15 protein-coding genes are annotated in these 17,790 nt (G+C 58.3%); 12 read left to right on the top strand and 3 right to left on the bottom strand.

From position 1 onward, the window contains the following. Positions 1–125 precede the first annotated feature (125 nt). The 3 genes from HQL76_05340 to HQL76_05350 are packed head-to-tail and all read right to left on the bottom strand — an operon-like array spanning position 126 to position 3,595. Positions 126–1,058, bottom strand: a complete 933-nt coding sequence (locus tag HQL76_05340) for a flippase-like domain-containing protein (GenBank protein MBF0108580.1) — start codon at positions 1,056–1,058, stop codon at positions 126–128. Positions 1,059–1,075: 17 nt separating this feature from the next. Continuing rightward, complete coding sequence (gene wecB / locus HQL76_05345; protein ID MBF0108581.1) at positions 1,076–2,164, bottom strand: UDP-N-acetylglucosamine 2-epimerase (non-hydrolyzing); 1,089 nt, start codon at positions 2,162–2,164, stop codon at positions 1,076–1,078. A gap of 24 nt (positions 2,165–2,188) precedes the next feature. Beyond that, a complete protein-coding gene (locus tag HQL76_05350; protein ID MBF0108582.1) occupies positions 2,189–3,595 on the bottom strand; it encodes a M48 family metalloprotease in 1,407 nt (468 codons plus the stop codon). A gap of 267 nt (positions 3,596–3,862) precedes the next feature. Between HQL76_05350 and fliJ the strand changes: the two genes are divergently transcribed. The 12 genes from fliJ (at position 3,863) to mshL (ending at position 17,779) form a co-directional block, all read left to right on the top strand. After that, positions 3,863–4,300, top strand: coding sequence for a flagellar export protein FliJ (fliJ, locus tag HQL76_05355; protein ID MBF0108583.1), 438 nt, complete (start codon positions 3,863–3,865; stop codon positions 4,298–4,300). 28 nt (positions 4,301–4,328) lie between these two features. After that, positions 4,329–5,069 carry a hypothetical protein gene (locus HQL76_05360; GenBank protein ID MBF0108584.1) on the top strand — a complete coding sequence of 247 codons (741 nt, stop codon included), beginning with the start codon at positions 4,329–4,331 and terminating at the stop codon, positions 5,067–5,069. 831 nt (positions 5,070–5,900) lie between these two features. Continuing rightward, positions 5,901–6,749 (top strand): flagellin FliC, encoded by an 849-nt coding sequence (locus HQL76_05365; GenBank protein ID MBF0108585.1) that lies wholly within the window; start codon positions 5,901–5,903, stop codon positions 6,747–6,749. 145 nt (positions 6,750–6,894) lie between these two features. After that, a complete protein-coding gene (locus HQL76_05370) occupies positions 6,895–7,734 on the top strand; it encodes a flagellin FliC (protein MBF0108586.1) in 840 nt (279 codons plus the stop codon). A 110-nt stretch (positions 7,735–7,844) separates the two neighbouring features. After that, complete coding sequence (locus tag HQL76_05375) at positions 7,845–8,684, top strand: flagellin FliC (protein ID MBF0108587.1); 840 nt, start codon at positions 7,845–7,847, stop codon at positions 8,682–8,684. 236 nt (positions 8,685–8,920) lie between these two features. After that, entirely contained in the window at positions 8,921–9,769 is an 849-nt protein-coding gene (locus tag HQL76_05380) for a flagellin FliC (protein MBF0108588.1), read from the top strand. A gap of 123 nt (positions 9,770–9,892) precedes the next feature. Next, positions 9,893–10,717, top strand: coding sequence for a hypothetical protein (locus HQL76_05385; protein MBF0108589.1), 825 nt, complete (start codon positions 9,893–9,895; stop codon positions 10,715–10,717). Between the two features lie 79 nt (positions 10,718–10,796). Beyond that, the gene (locus HQL76_05390; GenBank protein MBF0108590.1) at positions 10,797–11,183 is read left to right on the top strand and encodes a flagellar protein FlaG; all 387 of its coding nucleotides are present in this window, start codon (positions 10,797–10,799) and stop codon (positions 11,181–11,183) included. Between the two features lie 319 nt (positions 11,184–11,502). Beyond that, a complete protein-coding gene (locus HQL76_05395; protein MBF0108591.1) occupies positions 11,503–13,323 on the top strand; it encodes an ATP-binding cassette domain-containing protein in 1,821 nt (606 codons plus the stop codon). 20 nt (positions 13,324–13,343) lie between these two features. Next, the gene (locus tag HQL76_05400) at positions 13,344–14,339 is read left to right on the top strand and encodes a serine/threonine protein kinase (GenBank protein MBF0108592.1); all 996 of its coding nucleotides are present in this window, start codon (positions 13,344–13,346) and stop codon (positions 14,337–14,339) included. An 86-nt stretch (positions 14,340–14,425) separates the two neighbouring features. Then, positions 14,426–15,130, top strand: a complete 705-nt coding sequence (locus HQL76_05405) for a leucyl/phenylalanyl-tRNA--protein transferase (protein MBF0108593.1) — start codon at positions 14,426–14,428, stop codon at positions 15,128–15,130. A gap of 159 nt (positions 15,131–15,289) precedes the next feature. Then, entirely contained in the window at positions 15,290–17,779 is a 2,490-nt protein-coding gene (mshL, locus tag HQL76_05410; GenBank protein MBF0108594.1) for a pilus (MSHA type) biogenesis protein MshL, read from the top strand. Positions 17,780–17,790: the final 11 nt, after the last annotated feature.

The raw sequence follows: 17,790 nt of genomic DNA on the forward strand, positions 1-17,790 counted from the left end.
AAAATCAAAAACAAAGTCAAAAACAAAGTCAAAACCCTGGGGGCAATCCCCCAGACCCCTTTTTTCTTTCAATAATTTTGATCTTTGGGGGTACCTGGGCCGTGAAGATGATCGATCATCGATCATCATCCCCGTTTCAGGACCCATCCGGTCCAGAATCCCATGAGGATGTCGCGCAGGACGTCAAGAATCCGAAACAGGATGACGATCGCAAGCGCCGCATCCATCCCCACGACCGGCTCCAGACAGTAGACCAGAACCCCTTCGCGGATTCCGATTCCACCGGGGACGAAAAGGACGAAAAAACCGGCGAGGATGGCGGCGGGAGTCGCGGTCAGGGCAGTGATGACGAGTGTGGACGAAAGAGGAACTCCGGTGGCCATGGCAATGGCGAGCAGCAGCAAGCCGCTCAGGAACCACTGGCCGAGGGCAAACAGGGACAATCCGAAAAACCTCCAGGAACACAGATGCCCCGATCCCTGTTCGACGAGGAGGAATCCTTTTTTCAAGGGTCCCCTGGCCCATGGTTTTGGATGGACCATCCCCTTCCGAAGGACAGGGCAGAGGACGAACCCGGTCACCACCAGAAGGGGGAGAAGCCAGGCAAGGTGTCCCTGGAAGGGACCGGCCACCGCCAGCAGCAGGCCCGAAAGAAGGATGGCCAGTTGTTCAAGGGCCGTGGCGGTGGTGACCGCGGCGGGAGTCCACCCCAGACGGCGGGCATGAAGACCGCGTCCAACCAGCCCCCACAGTTTTCCGGGGATGTATTTGGCCACGAGAAGGATGCCGACATGGGCCAGGGCCAGACGATGGTCGAGGGGGTGGGGGATCATGGTCTGCAGGGCGCGTCGCCAGAGGAGGGCGGACCAGACGACCTGGAGGACTTCGAGCAGCAGGATCGGAAGGAGAAGTTCGGGACGGTCCAGGGAAAGAGAATGATCGTCTCCGAGCGAAATCATTTTGAGGATCGCACCGCCGAGACCGATGACCAGGAACCCATGAACGAGAATCGAACGCCAGGGAAGGGGGGGAAAAATGGATTCCTCGGGTTCGGACATGGACGGGGGCGTCGGGATCACAACAGCGTCGCCAGGTGATCGACGATGATGCGGCTTGGCGATACCTCGGGCAAGGGCCGGGGATGCCATTGGCGATCGTGGTGCCGGTCCACGAAGGCATCGATGACGTTGGGATCGAGGTCGGCGATGATGGTCCCCTGATCCAAACCTTCGTGCCGTTCGGTCGCCTGGCGCAGCAGCAGACAGGGGAGTCCCAGGTAGGCCGCTTCTTCCTGGTTGCTGCCGCCGTCGGTCATGAGGAAGCGGGCGCGGCGCAATCGTTGGATGAAAGAGATGTAATCGGTCCGTTCCATCAGTGTCACGTTGCGATTGGTTTCGAGTCGGGACAGCCAGGGGGTGGATCGAAGTTTGGCGCGGGTGGCGGGATGGAGGACGAAATAAAGCTCGATCCGTCGGGAAACCCGTTCGATGGTTTCCATGATGAAGCGGAAGCGGTGGCGGCTGGACAGATTCTCGAAGCGGTGGACCGAAACGACGGCAAAATTTTGTGAATTGGTTTTACAGGACAACGTGGCGTTTTCCTGGTTCAAGGCGAGGCGCAGGGTGTCGAGCAGGGTGTTGTGGTGGGTGTCGATGATGGTGTCGTGGCGGCGGGGGGAAAGGTTTTGCACGGCCCAGGACCCGGGACAATAGAACACATCGGCGAGGCGGGACACCAGGATGCGGGTTGGTTCCTCGGGGAAGGGATGGAAAAGGTTGAAGGAGCGCAAGCCCGCCTCGACATGGGCGACGGGGACCTGGGCCCCCTTGGCCATGATCGCTCCGGCCAGGGTGGACAAGGTATCGCCATGGACCAGAACGATTCGTGGTTTGGGATGCCAGAGGGTTTTCCTCCGTGAAACGCCGCTCTGCCACAGGAGCTTCCCCAACCATTGCAGAAGCCTGGATTGGGTATTGGCCTCCATGCGCGGGATGAGTTCGAGATCGGGAGGAGAGAGGGCGAAGCGGTCGAACAGGTCCTGCATGGTTTCGTGGTGTTGTCCGGTGAGGACCAGGTCGTGGGGGAGATGCCGGCGCCTCAATTCGAGGAGGATCGGGGCCATTTTGATCAGTTGGGCTTTGGTACCCAGAATGATGCGAATCATGAGTCGCTCGAAAGAAGATGATCGTCAACGCGATGAGCGTATCTTTTTTTGTTCATCCTCGAACCGTTTCAACTCGGTTCGGGCAATATCGTATTCCTGATCGGCACGGGTGAAATGGTCGAGGGCCGCGCGGTAGTGAAACAAGGTCATTTTTTCGTCCATCAGCAGGGCGTGATGTCGGGCCATCGCCAAATGGGCCGGACCCAGCCGCTCACGCTGCCCTTCGACCAATCCCAATTGATACTGATAGTTCGGCACCATCGGCTTTTCCACCGTCAACCGCCGCAACGATCGTGCCGCCGCGTCGCGTTTTCCCCCCTCCGAGAAACTGACCGCCAGCCGATAGCGCAAATCGGGATTGTCGGGCTTGAGTTCCAGGGCTTGCAGAAAAACCTCCTCGGCAAGGGCCGGCTTTCCTTCGTCGAGCAACAACAACCCCTTTTCTCTCAGAAACCAGGGATCCCGGGGATGGGTGGCAAGAAGGGCATCGATGTCGGCCAGGGCCTTTTTTGTTTCTCCGGCATAACGGTGAACCATGGCCAGACCATAACGGGCTGAAATGTCATCGGGCCGCGTCTTCAAGCGGTTTTGCAAGAGCGTTTCCGCCTTGCGTGGATCGGTTTCGCTCGCGGCGATCAGAAAAGCCTGAACCCGTCGCAGCGACTCCGGGGCGACGGGGGCGGCGCTGTTCGTGGTGGTACGAACGACGCTCGCCGTTCTTTCGGCGTCCAGGACCCGTTCGGCGCTCAAGGGATGGGTCAAAAGATAGGGGGCCGGCATGCTCGCCTTGCGCTGTTCCCCGAGAAGATGCCTGAGAAAGATGGCCATGCTCTCGGGATTGGTACCGGTCTTGGCCAGATAATGAATGGCAAGCCGATCCGCCTGGCTCTCTTTCTCCCGCATGGAATCGAGCATCATCGATTGCGCCGCCGCCGAACTGCCAACCATGGCCGCTTCGGTGATCCGGTTGTTGCCCGACGCCACGCCCGCCGCAAGCCCCGCCACGGTGGCCAGAAGCGCCTGAATGGAAACCGAGCGCATCTCCTTTTGCAGCCGGACATGATGTCCCGCCGCCAGATGGGCCGTCTCATGCGCCATGACGCTGGCAAGCTCCTCGGGAGACTGGCATTGGTCCACCAGGCCGCTGTTGAAAACCAGATGGCCGTTGGGCAGGGCCATGGCGTTGATCTGACTGTTGAGGATGATGTGAAACTGCACCGAGTCGGCGGGAAGTCCCGCGGCCTTGACCAGTGGTTTGCCCAAAGTATCCAGGAGTTCCTCGATTTCCGGACTGTCCAGGACCACGACCGTTTCCTTTCGCTCGGAGGCTTCGGCGGACGCAAGGAGAAACGAGCCGGCGAAAAAAAGGACCAGAAGTCCAGGCAAGGGACGAAACCGCGAAACAATAGGAAAAAAAGCGGCGACAGACATGGGGAATACCTTGTGGCAGGTCGTGACGAAGGGCATGGAAAATTCAAGGCATGTTTTTTGCGTTCTTTCTCTCGTTTTTTCCGTTCCCTTTCGATCGCGGCGGCAGTAAAAGAGGCGCCAGATGGCAACCGGTGAAGATTTTCACCCATCGGCGGGGTTTTTGCGAGCATTAATCATGTGGAAGGGATTTTTGCGGGCATTCGTCATGAAACAGAGGTATCCTTCCATGAACCGGACGGTAGCGAAAATCAAGAGGGACGAGCAATCATGAACCCGAACCGTTTTCGACGTCTGGTCGAACTGCGACGGATCCGCGAAGAGACCGCCGCCAATGCCCTGGCACGGGTGATGGCCCGGATCCGGAAGGTCGAGGGGGAGATTGCCGGGCTCGATCGGGAGACGGAAGAGGAAAAAAGGATGGCCAAGGAAAACCTGGCCTCGGGCTGTCCCCTGTCGCCGAAAATGTACGAGGATTTTTTTCGTGGTCAGATGTGGCGGCGGCGGCGTATGGAAGAACACAAGGGGCGGTTGTTGCTCGAATCCCAATCGGCCAGGAAAAATTGGCTCGATGCCAGAACCCTGCTGGAACAGGCCGGGAAACTTGCCCAGAAGGCGGACGCTGTCCAAATCAAGGAAGAGCGGCGCAAGGAAGGCAAGGAATTGGACATGATGGGTGTTCTGGGAGCGTCGCATTCGATTTCGTAATCGCCAAAGCCAGTGACAGGAGGAATCCTTGACGTATCGGAAAAACACGACCAGTCCGGTCATGGCGCGGGGGCTGGAAAGGGGTTGCTCCTTTTGGGGGAACCGATTGTTGGTGTTTCCTGGATTTCCAGGCTGGGTGCTTTTCCTCTTCCTGTTCGCCGCGCCGGGTTGGACGGCGGATGCGGGCAAGGAGGTTCAGGCGCCACCCCAACAGGCGGGAGGCAGCGCCGTTGCCGCCGACAAGAAAAGTGGAACGGCCCAGGGGACGGTGCCCCAGGCCTCTTCCGTCGGACACGCCGCCAGCGCTCCCACGGCAAAAAAGGGGGATGAGGCCAAAATTCCCGCCAAAATTCCCCAAGACCCGCTTCATCTGCTGGACCTCCTGGAAAAACGGCGTCTGCTCCTGGAGGAACAGACACGACGCATGGAGGTGCGCGAAGGGGATCTCAAGCGCCTCGAGGAAAAACTGGCCGGTCGCATCGAAGCCCTGGAAAAACTTCGCGATGCCATCCGTGGTGACCTGGAACGCGAAAAACAGTTCGATGACGTCAATATCGCCCGGCTCGGAAAAATCTATACCAGCATGAAACCGGGAGCCGCCGCCGAAGGACTCAAGACCCTGGACCCCGATACGGCCGTCAAGGTGCTGAAGGTGATGCCCGAAAAGGTGGTGGCCAAAATCCTCAACAAAATGGATCCGCTCTCGGCGGGCCGTCTGGCCGATGAACTTGGCATGCCTCTGGCCGACAAGAGGCGGCGGGGCGAGTGACCCTGCCAAACGCCGCGGATGAAAAAATAACGAGACCCTCGAAAAAGATTCAGGAGACCCCCGAATGTTCCGATAAGGTCAGGGTGGGCGGGAATGTATCGCTTCTCCCCACCACCTTGAATCGGATCCTCAAGTGGCAGAAAAAAAGGTTCAGGAACGAACCGGAACATCCGATAAAAGGGTAAAGACAACATCGCACCGCTTGCGGTCGAAGTTGGCGCCGGCAGGATGCCGCGCACAGGGTGCGAAACCAAGGTTTCGCGGTACCTGAAGCAGGAACCTCGGGCTAGGGTTGGCCTGAATTTGAACGAACAACCCACCTCCATCCAGGGACGGGTAATGAAACGGATTCGATCCGTATTCAGGAGGTGACGATCATGTCCGCTTTTTTCCTCTCCCCCGGTCGGTTTCATCCAAGACCATCCCCAGTACCACGCCTGTCCCGTCCGTACCATCGGAAACAAACCGACGAGCCGGGATCCAGGAACTGAAATCAATCACATCGTCGCCACTCCAGGTTTCAGCGCGTCGCCATCGCCTCGCATGGAATCCGGGAGGGGGACCAAACACGATCATGATGTCGCGTTTTTCCATGTCTTGATGGTCGATCCCGAGATCGAACTGTCCAGGAAAGGGGTGATTGCATGATCAATCTAAAAAATTGATTAAACGTCAGGAAAAATAATCTTCTGCATTGCGATACGGCCAGCGTCCTTTGGATTGGGGTGCGGCAGGAATGATGACGGGTTGGGGCCAACCTGAGAAGAACGGCTCAAAAAGACCAGGGAAGGTTAATCAGAGGTCATTGATCACACTCAAGGAGGAATTTCCATGGCTCTTTCCATCAACACCAATATGGCGGCATTGAACGCCCAACGTCAGCTCAACAAATCGACCGGCAGTCTGGGCAAGACGTTCGAGCGGCTTTCGTCGGGACTGAGGATCAATCGTGCGGCGGACGATGCGGCGGGATTGTCGATTTCGACGCGGATGACGGCCCAGATTCGCGGGACGAGTCAGGCGATGCGGAATGCCAACGATGCGATTTCCGCGGTTCAGGTTGCCGATGGCGCCCTGGAGGAGACCACCAACGCCTTGCAGCGGATTCGCGAACTGGCGGTTCAGGGGGCCAATGATACGGTGATCGCGGGGGACCGGGAAGATATACAACTGGAGATCAGTCAGTTGGTTTATGAGGTACAACGGATTTCATCGCAGACAGAGTTCAACAATCAGAGAATTGTCAACGGATCGTTTGCCACCAAAAAGTTTCATGTGGGGCCTGATGGCGGCCAGACGATTCAGGTGACGGTCAATGCGGCGAGCGTCAAGGCATTGGGGGTCAACTCGACCAATGCCAAACTCTACAGTGCGACGATGACGGCGGCCCAGATGCAATCGATGGCCAATGGTCTGATCGGGCGGGTCGATTCGGCGTTGGATTCGGTGTCGGACATCCGCTCCAATCTTGGCGCCTACCAGAACCGGTTCGAAGCGGTGATTGCCAATCTGGGCAGTATTGTCGAGGCGACCCAATCGGCGCGGTCGCGCATTCTTGATGCCGACATCGCCAGCGAAACGGCCAATCTGACCCGCAACGCCATTCTGCAACAGGCGGGAACGGCGATCCTGGCCCAGGCCAATCAACAACCGCAGATCGCCCTGCAATTGTTGGGTTGAAGCGAAGGGAGATTCGTTCTCCCTCGGGTGAATGAAAGAAATCGAGGGGTTGGACCAGCCCCGGCTAATGAATGGTCCAAGCCTATCCACGGACGGACGCGAAATGCGCGGCTGAAATTCAGGGCTGCATTCAAGGAGAAGTATCATGGCACTTTCGATCAATACCAATCTGGCCTCCATCAATGCCAATCGCCAACTGGGCAAATCGACGCTGGCTCTGGGAAAGACTTTTGAACGGCTTTCGTCGGGATTGAGGATCAATCGTGCGGCGGACGATGCGGCGGGGTTGTCGATTTCGACCCGGATGACGGCCCAGTTGCGTGGTACCCAACAGGCGGTGCGCAATTCCAACGATGCCATTTCATTGATCCAGGTTGCCGAAGGGGCGCTGGACGAAACGACCAACGCCTTGCAGCGGATTCGCGAACTGGCGGTCCAGGCGGCCAACGATACCCTCGTGGCCAGCGACCGTGCGGACCTTCAGGATGAGGTCAATCAACTGTTGTCGGAAATCGACCGCATTTCCATCGATACCGAGTTCAACAATCAGAAGTTGCTGAGTGGTGGTTATGAGACGGCGAAAAAGTTTCATGTCGGCCCCGATGGGGGACAGACCATTGCGGTCTCCATCATGCGCGCCACGACCACATCCCTGATCAGCGCCGCGGCGGCGGGCGCCGGCAGGGTGCTGATTTCCACCCAGACCCAGGCCAACCTTGTCATTGGCCGGATCGACAGCGCCCTGGATTCGGTTTCCGACATCCGTTCCAAGCTTGGCGCCTTCCAGAACCGGTTCGAGGCGGTGATCGCCAACTTGAGTTCCATCGCCGAGGGGACCGCTTCGGCCCGTTCACGGATTCTGGATGCCGACATCGCCGCCGAAACCGCTAATTTGACGCGGAATGCGATTCTGCAACAGGCGGGAACGGCGATTTTGGCCCAGGCCAACCAACAACCTCAGATCGCCCTGCAACTTCTGGGTTGAGGATGACGAGGGGGGGAGGGTTTGGACCGGCCCTCGCAAATGAACGGTTCTGATTGCCAGGGAAGGCAATGATCAATGGAATCATCGATTCCTCACTCATGGAGATTATGATGGCACTCGCAATCAACACCAACATGGCTTCGATCAACGCCCAACGCCAACTGCAGAAATCGACCACCACTCTGGGCAAGACGTTTGAACGGCTTTCATCGGGATTGCGCATCAACCGTGCCGCGGATGACGCCGCGGGACTGTCCATCGGCACCCGGATGACGGCCCAGATGCGTGGCACCAATCAGGCGATCCGCAATGCCAACGATGCGATTTCCCTGGTTCAGGTGGCCGAGGGGGCGCTGGATGAAACCACCAATGCCCTGCAACGGATCCGGGAACTGGCGGTTCAGTCGGCCAACGATACCCTGGTGGCCAGCGATCGGTCCGATTTGCAGGACGAGGTCAATCAACTGATGTCGGAAATCGATCGCATCGCCATCGATACCGAGTTCAACAATCAGAAACTTCTGAGCGGTGGGTATGAGACGGCGAAAAAGTTTCATGTCGGTCCCGACGGTGGCCAAACCATTGCGGTGTCGATCATGCGCGCCACGACCACATCCCTGATCAGTGCCGCAGCGGCAGGCGCCGGCAGGGTGTTGATTTCCACCCAGACCCAGGCCAACCTTGTCATTGGCCGGATCGACAGCGCCCTGGATTCGGTTTCCGACATTCGTGCCAAACTGGGTTCGTTCCAGAATCGTTTCGAAGCGGTGATCGCCAATCTGGGGAGCATCGTCGAGGGAACTTCCGCCGCCCGGTCGCGCATCATGGATGCCGACATTGCTTCCGAGACCGCCAATCTGACGCGGAATGCGATTCTGCAACAGGCGGGGACGGCGATCTTGGCCCAGGCCAATCAACAACCCCAGATTGCACTGCAATTGTTGGGTTGATCGCGGCCCTTCCCCCGGCAGCGTCCATACCGGTGTCGGCGCGGCATTGAATGTCCGACCGGCGCCGGGTGGACCGGCAACATGATGGCCCGGTTCAAAGGGTTCGTGGATGCCAGGGGCGGCGTTGCCCGATCGACGAGGGTATGAGGCCGGCCCGCGTCAAAAAGAACGGCTTTGTTTTCCAGGGAAGGTGAATTCAATCGGGGATCATGAGGATCCCTTACAGGAGCATGGCAATGGCACTTGCAATCAATACCAACATGGCTTCCATTGGCGCCCAGAGACAACTGCAAAAATCGACCAGCGCCTTGGGCAAGACCTTCGAACGGCTTTCTTCGGGTCTGCGTATCAATCGGGCCGCCGACGATGCGGCGGGGATGTCCATCGGCACCCGAATGACGGCGCAGATTCGTGGCACCACCCAGGCGATCCGCAATTCCAATGATGCGATCTCAGTGGTCCAGGTGGCCGAGGGGGCGTTGGAGGAGACCACCAATGCGTTGCAGCGGATTCGCGAGTTGGCGGTCCAGGGGGCCAACGATACCCTGATCGCCGGCGATCGCGAAGATCTGCAACAGGAAATCACGCAGCTGGTGTATGAGGTGCAGAGAATTTCGTCTCAGACCGAATTCAACAATCAACGGGTCGTCAATGGTTCGTTTGCCGCCAAGAAGTTTCATGTCGGTCCCGATGGCGCCCAGACGATTCAGGTGACGGTCAATGCCGCGAGCGTCAAGGCGCTCGGGGTCAACTCGACCAACGCCAGACTTTACAGCACCACGGCGACGGCGGCTCAGATGCAATCAATGGCCAATGGCCTGATCGGACGGGTCGATTCGGCACTGGATTCGGTTTCCGACATCCGCTCCAATCTTGGTTCCTACCAGAACCGGTTCGAGGCGGTCATCGCCAATCTCAGCAGCATTGTCGAAGCGACCCAATCGGCCCGGTCACGCATCATGGATGCCGACATCGCCACGGAAACCGCCAATCTGACGCGCAATGCAATCTTGCAGCAGGCGGGAACCGCGATCTTGGCCCAGGCCAATCAGCAACCCCAGATCGCCTTGCAGTTGTTGGGATAAGGGGCTGATCGGTTACCTTGACCAATGGGGCAGAGCTGACCCCGAACGAATGACAGGCTCACCTCCAGCCAGGGATGGAACGTAGCGAACAAAAGGGAGATTCGCTTCCGGGAGGGTAGGATCATGGTACTTGCGATTCATCGAAGCATTCCAGCCATGAATACCCAACGCAATGTTTTACGCATGTCCAGAGAGAAGGATGGGGTTGCATCACGGGTATCTTCAGGACTGGAACTCAAAAGGACGGTTGATGATCTTCAAGGGGTGTCGATTGGGATCGGGATGACGGCCCGTATTCGAGGCATCAACCAAACGATGCGCAATGTCAACGAGGCGGTTTCGCTGGTACAGGTTGCCCAGACGGCAATCGATGAAACGGCAACGGCATTGCAGACCATACGTGCGTTGGCGATTCAAGCCGCCAACGACACCATGACCACCGATGAACGGTGGAATCTTCAGCATGGTGTACGACAATTGCTTGAGGAAATCGACCGTATCGCCCGGGAATCGGCGGACGAAGGTTTGGAAAGGGAACAGGTTGGATTGTTGCCGGTCACGGGTGATGGGAAGGATGGCGATGGGGAGATTCTCCAGGCCATCAAGGAGGCGATGGCCTCTTCGTTGTTGCGGATGGGACAGGCCATTCGTCAATCGACCCGGGACCGGGAGTATCCGGTGGTCAGCCACATCGACAAAATGTTGGATCTGGCGACCGACATCAGTACACGATTGGATGGGTATCAGGACCAGGTCAACGAACTGATCGCCCATCTGGAGGAAGACAAGGCGAGCCGAGTGACGAATTTGGCGCACGATGGAGAAAAAAACGAGTCGCGATGGACGGTTGAAGCGGTTCGGGATGCACTCATCGAGAATGCCGACGCGGCGATCCAGACTCAGGCCAATCAGGGTCCGAAACTGGTCCTTGAATTGTTGGACGGGTAGAAAAAAAGAGCCGACAACGGCCCAATGGCGGCCTCTCCGATCTTCGGATCGCGAGGGGCCGCCCGACAAGGAGAAATTCATGGAGAGCAACAATGATACAGTCGTCAGGACGGAGAGAGAGAAGGTCGCTTCGATCATGAAACCCGTGGCGGGAAAGCTTCATCCGGGGATCGATCGGGGTGGTGGCTTCGATGCCGAGTTGGTTCGGGCGGAGGCCAGGGTGGAAAACAGGCTTTCGGTGGTGGAAAAGGATAATCTCAAGGGATTGGCCGATGAAATCACCCAGGCCTTGTCGGGGTTCAAGTCCTTGCGTCTGAGCATGGACCGGGAATTGAACCAGGTGGTGGTCCGGGTGATGGACGTCCGCAGCAATCATGTCCTGCGCCAGATCCCCGGGGAGCGGATGGTGGATCTGGTGAAACAAATGCGCGACCTGGAGGGGGTATTGTTGAAGGCGACCGCGTAAAACCGGTGTGGCGCCGCCCGGATCGCAAGATTCCGGGCGGCACTGTTTATGGTGCTTTCAGCCAGGTTCAACGGTTCCTTGGGCAAACCTTCGGACCTTTTGTTTTAATTTTAGGTGTCTCGTCAAAACTTTAAATAATTTCATCCAAATTCTCGGACCTCTTGCTTGAGCCTTCAGCCCCTCCGTTCAAACCTTCGGGCCCCTTGTCCACACCTTCAGGCCCCCTATCGATCATGAAAAGCCTGCAATCGGGATGTCCTTTTCTTTATGGCTTGTGATAACATGCCGGCGTTTCCTACCCACTTGTGACTGAAATCCCATGGCCTGGATCAAAGCGAACGACCTGCACTTGAGTCTTGGAGGCGCTCCATTGTTGGATGGGGTCGATTTTTCGATCGAGGCGGGAGATCGGGTTTGTCTGATGGGCCGCAATGGGGTGGGAAAGAGTACCCTTCTGCGCCTTCTGGCTGGCGAACTCCTTCCCGACGGCGGTCGGATCTTGTTCGAGCCGGGGAGTCGGATCCGTTATTTGCCTCAGGAGGTTCCTTCCGGGTTGTCGGGAACGGTTTGGGACATCGTGGCCTCGGGGCTGGTTGCGTCGCAGGGAGAACACCTGGGAGCGGCTGATGGGTCGTTCGGGGAATGGAACGCCCCGGTACAGGTCGAGACCACCCTTTCACGGTTGGGCCTGGCGGGGGAAGAGCGGTTCATGGAGCTTTCGGGAGGGTTGAAGCGGCGGGTGCTTCTTGCCCGGGCCCTGGTGACTGCTCCCGATGTCCTGCTGCTCGACGAGCCGACCAACCACCTGGACATCGAGGCGATTGCCGGATTGGAAAAGCTGTTTGCCGGTTTTCATGGTTGCCTGGTGTTCGTTACCCACGACCGCATGTTCGCCGACACGGTGGCGACACGAATTTTCGAATTGGACCGAGGCATTCTGACCGACTGGCCTGGAAACCACGCCGAATATCTGCGCCGCCGTGAACTGCGATGGCAGGAGGAGGCGGAACGGATGGCCCGGTTCGACAAGAAATTGCAACGCGAGGAGGCGTGGATCCGCCAGGGAGTCAAGGCCCGCGGGACGCGCAACATGGGTCGGGTCCGGGCGCTGGAACGATTGCGCGAGATGCGGCGGCAGCGTCGGGAACGGATGGGATCGGTACGGATGCGCATCGAGGAGGCGGAACAATCGGGAAAACGGGTCATCGAGGCGGAACGGATTTCCTATCGCTGGAAGGACGTGCCCATCATCGACGATTTTTCGACCATCATTCAACGTGGCGATCGCGTTGGGATCATCGGTCCCAACGGTTGTGGCAAAAGTACCCTGCTCAATCTGCTCATGGGGCTTCTGATGCCGGCGACGGGGTGTGTCCGTCAGGGGACGCGGTTGGAAGTGGCCTATTTCGATCAGATGCGCGCTGCCCTCGACGAGGAACGATCGGTTGCCGACAATGTGGCCAACGGTCGGCAACAGGTCGAATATGGTGGCCGCAGTCGCCACATCATCGGCTATCTGGAGGAATTTCTTTTTTCTCCCGACCGTGCCCGAATGCCGGTCAAGGCGCTTTCGGGAGGGGAGCGCAATCGTCTGTTGCTGGCGCGGCTGTTTCTGCAACCTGCCAACCTTCTGGTCATGGACGAACCGACCAATGACCTGGATGTGGAGACCCTGGAACTGCTCGAAGAGGTTGTGGGCGGGTTTGCCGGAACCCTGATTCTGGTATCGCACGATCGCGCTTTTCTCAACAATGTCGTGACCTCGATCCTGGTTTTCGAAGGGGAGGGGAAAATCGGCGAATACGTGGGTGGTTATGATGATTGGCTGGCCCAGCGTTCGCCGCCCCAAGTGGCGGAGGCCAGGGAGAAGCCGGCGGAAAAAAAACGCAAACCGGTGGAAGTGAACCGGATACGGCGAAAAAACATGGCCGAGCGCAAGGAACTGGCGGAAATTCCGGGACGGATCGAAACTCTGGAACAGGAACTGGCTCTTGTGCAGACGACCATGGCCGATCCCGCCTTCTACAGGAAGTCCCAGGGGAGGGAGGTCAACGATCTGCGCCAGCAGGAACAGCGGCTTGAACAATCCCTGGCCGAATTGTTTCAACGATGGGAAGCCTTGGAGGCCATTCCCGATTGAACGACGAGGGAGTCCGGGAGATGAACGAGGATGCGCGGGAAGTTCCCTACAACGATTTGCGGCCCGATCTGATTCTGGATGCGGTCGAATCGGCGGGTTGGCGTTGTGACGGCCATTTGTTGGTGCTCAACAGCTATGAAAACCGGGTCTACCAGATTGGACTGGAAGATCATCCGCCCGTCGTGGTCAAGTTCTACCGTCCCGGGCGCTGGTCGGACGCGGCGATCATCGAGGAGCATCGGTTTTCCCGGGAACTGGCCGATCTGGAAATCGATGCCGTTGCCCCGTTTGCGGTCGGAGAAAGGACTTTGCACGAATATCGTGGTTTTCGTTTTGCGGTCTATCCGCGGCGTGGCGGACGGACGCCCGATCTGGAAAACCCGGATATTCTGGAACGGCTCGGGCGGTTTCTTGGGCGCATGCATGCCGCCGCGTCGGTGTGTTCCTTCGACCATCGGCCCGGTCTTGACGCCCGGTCTTTTGGTCTTGAACCTGGCCGTTATCTGATCGAGAGTGGTTGGGTCCCTTCCGCTTATTCCCAGGACTATCGGGAGGTTCTTGAGCGGTTATTGTTTCTGATCGATGCCGGGTTCGACCGGGCGGCGCCATGGCGTCCGATCCGTCTGCATGGTGATTGCCATGGTGGCAACATGTTATGGACCGATACCGGTCCCTGTTTTGTCGATTTCGATGATGCCCGCATGGGACCGGCGATCCAGGATTTGTGGATGTGTCTTTCGGGAGGTCGGGAGGAGCGGACGTTGCAACTGCAATCGCTTCTTTCCGGATATCGGCAGTTCCATGATTTTCAACCGCGGCAATTGCATCTGGTGGAACCGTTGCGTACCCTCAGGATGATCCACCATACCGCGTGGATTGCGCGTCGTTGGCACGATCCTGCCTTTCCCTTGGCTTTTCCGTGGTTTGCCGAAGGGAGGTTCTGGGAGAATCATCTGTTGGCGCTGGGGGAGCAGATTCCACTGATGGAAGAACCGCCCCTGGAGGTGATGCAATAAAAATTATTGAAAGAAAAAAGGGGGCTTAAGGGATTGCCCCCAGACCCCTTTTTTCTTTCAATAATTTTTTCCCGAGATTGCAATCCTTGGCCCTGTTTCTCCTTTCGGACGATCCCCGATTTCCCAGCGCCGACCTCGCCGAGGGCAACGGTCTTTTGGCCGTCGGCGGCGATTTGACTCCCCGACGTCTCCTCGCCGCCTATCGGGGCGGCATTTTCCCCTGGTTTTCCGAGGGTGATCCCCTGCTGTGGTGGAGCCCCGATCCCCGTCTGGTCCTGAAACCGGAATGGTTGCACATTCCGCGCTCGCTCGCGAAAACCATCAGACGCAAAACATTTGCAATCACCTTCGACCACGCTTTCGGAGAAGTCATCACCGCATGCGCCAAGATCCGAAGATCGGGAGAATCGGGAACCTGGATCACCCGCGAAATGATCGACGCCTATCTGGCCCTGCACCGGTTGGGACATGCCCACTCGGTGGAGGCATGGACCGGAACCGGTGCATCGCGGACTCTGGCGGGAGGACTCTACGGCATCGTCCAGGGCGGATGTTTTTTTGGTGAATCCATGTTTCACCGTGTTCCCGACGCCTCCAAGGTGGCCTTCGTGACCCTGGTGCATCACCTTGCCGCCCAGGGGTTTACGCTGATTGATTGTCAGATGACGACCGATCATCTTCTGCGTTTCGGCGCCCGGGAAATCGCGCGCGCGCTTTTTTTGAAGATGTTGCGGGAAACACGGCACGATTCCATGCCCCCCGGTCCCTGGCATTCTTTTTCCAGACCTTGATCTTGTCTTTACTGTTGTTGGCCGCCAGACGACGAAAACATCTCCTTGCCGAACAATTCATCGCAGAATCATGGCTTGTCTTTTGCATTGATCCCTCTTCGATAGCGCCTTGCCCAACCTCCTTTTCGAGGTGGATCAATGACGATTGGGGAAAAAATCATGATGCCTGTAGCGTCCCAGGGACACTTTACGACACCCCTTCCATGGAAGGATCGTTACCGCGGCGCCGTCATCCTTGGGACGGTTCTGGGAGGGATGTTGATGACCTCCTGTCAAACGACCGACATCAAGGCCTCGAAAAACCATTTTCTCCGCCCGACCGATCCCCCGGTCCATATTGCCGCGGGAAGCGACCTGGTCCCGGAGGTGGTGGCGGAAATGAAAAACGGCGCCGATGACGGGCGGCGTGACGAGGTGTACACGATCACGGTTACCGAAATGCCGGTGCGCGATCTTCTTTTTGCCCTGGCGCGGGATGCGAACAAGAACATCGATGTCTATCCGGGCATTACCGGTCGGGTCACCCTGAGCGCCATCGATCAAACCCTGCCGCAAATTCTCGACCGCGTGGCCAAGCAGGTGGGAATTCGTTATGAAATCGATGGCGAGACCGTCATTGTCTCTCCCGATCGTCCATACCTCAAGATCTATCAGGTGGACTACATCAATGTTTTGCGCGATGCGGTGAGTTCCAACAAGGTTTCGACTCAGGTCTCCACGACCTCCCTGAGTTCCGCCGATCTGACCGGAACGGATGCCAATCAATCCTCGACCAACCTTTCGACGTCATCGACCAACCGATTCTGGCGCACGCTGACGCTGAACGTTCAGACCATCCTCAACAGCGACCGGACCGGAAGTCTCGACACCGGCGCTGCCGCCGGGCAATCGGGGGGGGGTACGGAAGGCGAAATCATTCTCCCCGGAGGGGCGACCTCGAAAGTGATTCCAGCCGCGGGGGTCGGGGATACCATCGGCGGGGTGATACCGCCGACGGGAGCGGCCACGGATGAAACGGCGACGGGAACCGAGGCGGAAGGGACGGGCATCGTCGCCATCAATCCCGAGGCGGGATTGATCTCGGTCTATGCCTCCTCGACGCAACATGAACGGATCCAGAAGTATCTGGACACGGTTCTGGACAACGTCCATCGTCAGGTGTTGATCGAATCGACGGTGGTCGAGGTCGAACTGAGCGATGGTTTTCAGGAGGGGGTGGACTGGAACAAAGTGTTCAACCAGGCAGCGGGCATGACGGTCAGCGGCGCGTTTTCCACCATGAATCCGCTCGACGAACCCCTGGATTTCTTCACCATCCAGCACGACGGCGATACCGGTTCCAACGGGACGATCAGCGTCGCTCTGAAGGTGTTGGAAACCTTCGGCAACACCAAGGTGCTCTCCTCGCCCAAGATCATGGCCCTCAACAATCAATCGGCGCTGCTGAAAGTGGTCAAGAACGAGGTATTTTTCACCCTGGAATCGAGTGTCAACAACAGTTCCACCAACACCAGCACGACCGGTACCGCCGCGACCGCGCAGATTCCGGTGTTCAACACCAAGGTGCATACGGTGCCGGTGGGCCTGATCATGTCGGTCACGCCGCAGATTTCCAACAACGACATCGTCAGTCTCAATGTCCGACCGACCATTTCCCGGATCTACGACTGGAAAAAAGATCCCAACCCCGCCCTGAAAAGGAATACCCTGACGACCGGCCTGGAGGAGGATGTCGAGAGCAAGATTCCGCTGATCGAGGTCAAGGAGATGGAAACCTTGATGCGGATTCATTCGGGACAGGTGGCGGTGATGGGTGGATTGATGCAGGATGTGACGGCGGAGGATTCCAACGGCCTGCCGGTTTTGGGACGGATGCCGGGATTGGGATTTCTTTTTGGCAATCAGGCCCGGCTGTCGAAGAAATCGGAGTTGGTGATTTTTCTCAGGCCGGTGGTGATGAGTCAGGGCAAACCGCGCGACATGACGGCGCGTGATCCCAGGCGGACCCGTCCGGTACTGGCGCAACCGGTCGTCAAACCGCCACAAAAACAGGACCAGAAACCAGCCGCGCCCGCCAAGGATTCCCCCCTGCCGGAACAGGGAGGGACCCCGGAGAAGGGCAATGGGACGGAGGAACCCGCCGCCCCGCCACCGGCGGCCCCCACGGGTGAAACCCCGGCGGCGGCATTGGCTCCGGGCGAATCCTATCTTGATTTCACGATGCCGGGTGGCATGGGGGGCGGTGTCCCGCCGCAACCTTCCGCCCCGACCGCCATGAATGCTGCCACCACCCACATTGCCCCGACCCCGGCGCAACCGGCCCTTCCTCCGGAGATGGAGGAGGATCCCATGCTTCCCATGGACAATGGCGAGCGTCATCATGGAGACGGTCCGGAGATGGGACGGAGTTCGGCTCGGAGCGGGGTCTTTCTGGAACTGGGCTCGTTCCGGCAACAGGCGCTCGCCGACAATGTTCAATCCCAGGTGAAGGCGATCGGTTTGCCGATCCATCGGGAACAGGCGATCGTGGCGGGAACCGCCTATCAGCGGGTCCGGTCCGGCCCCTACGGCAGCCGTCAGGAGGCGGATCACGCCCGCAACCGTATCGCCAGCGTGACCGGGATCCAGGCCCGACTGGCGACCAATTGAACCATTGCCAA

It is taken from the genome of Magnetococcales bacterium (assembly GCA_015228815.1).
Lineage (GTDB): Bacteria > Pseudomonadota > Magnetococcia > Magnetococcales > UBA8363 > UBA8363.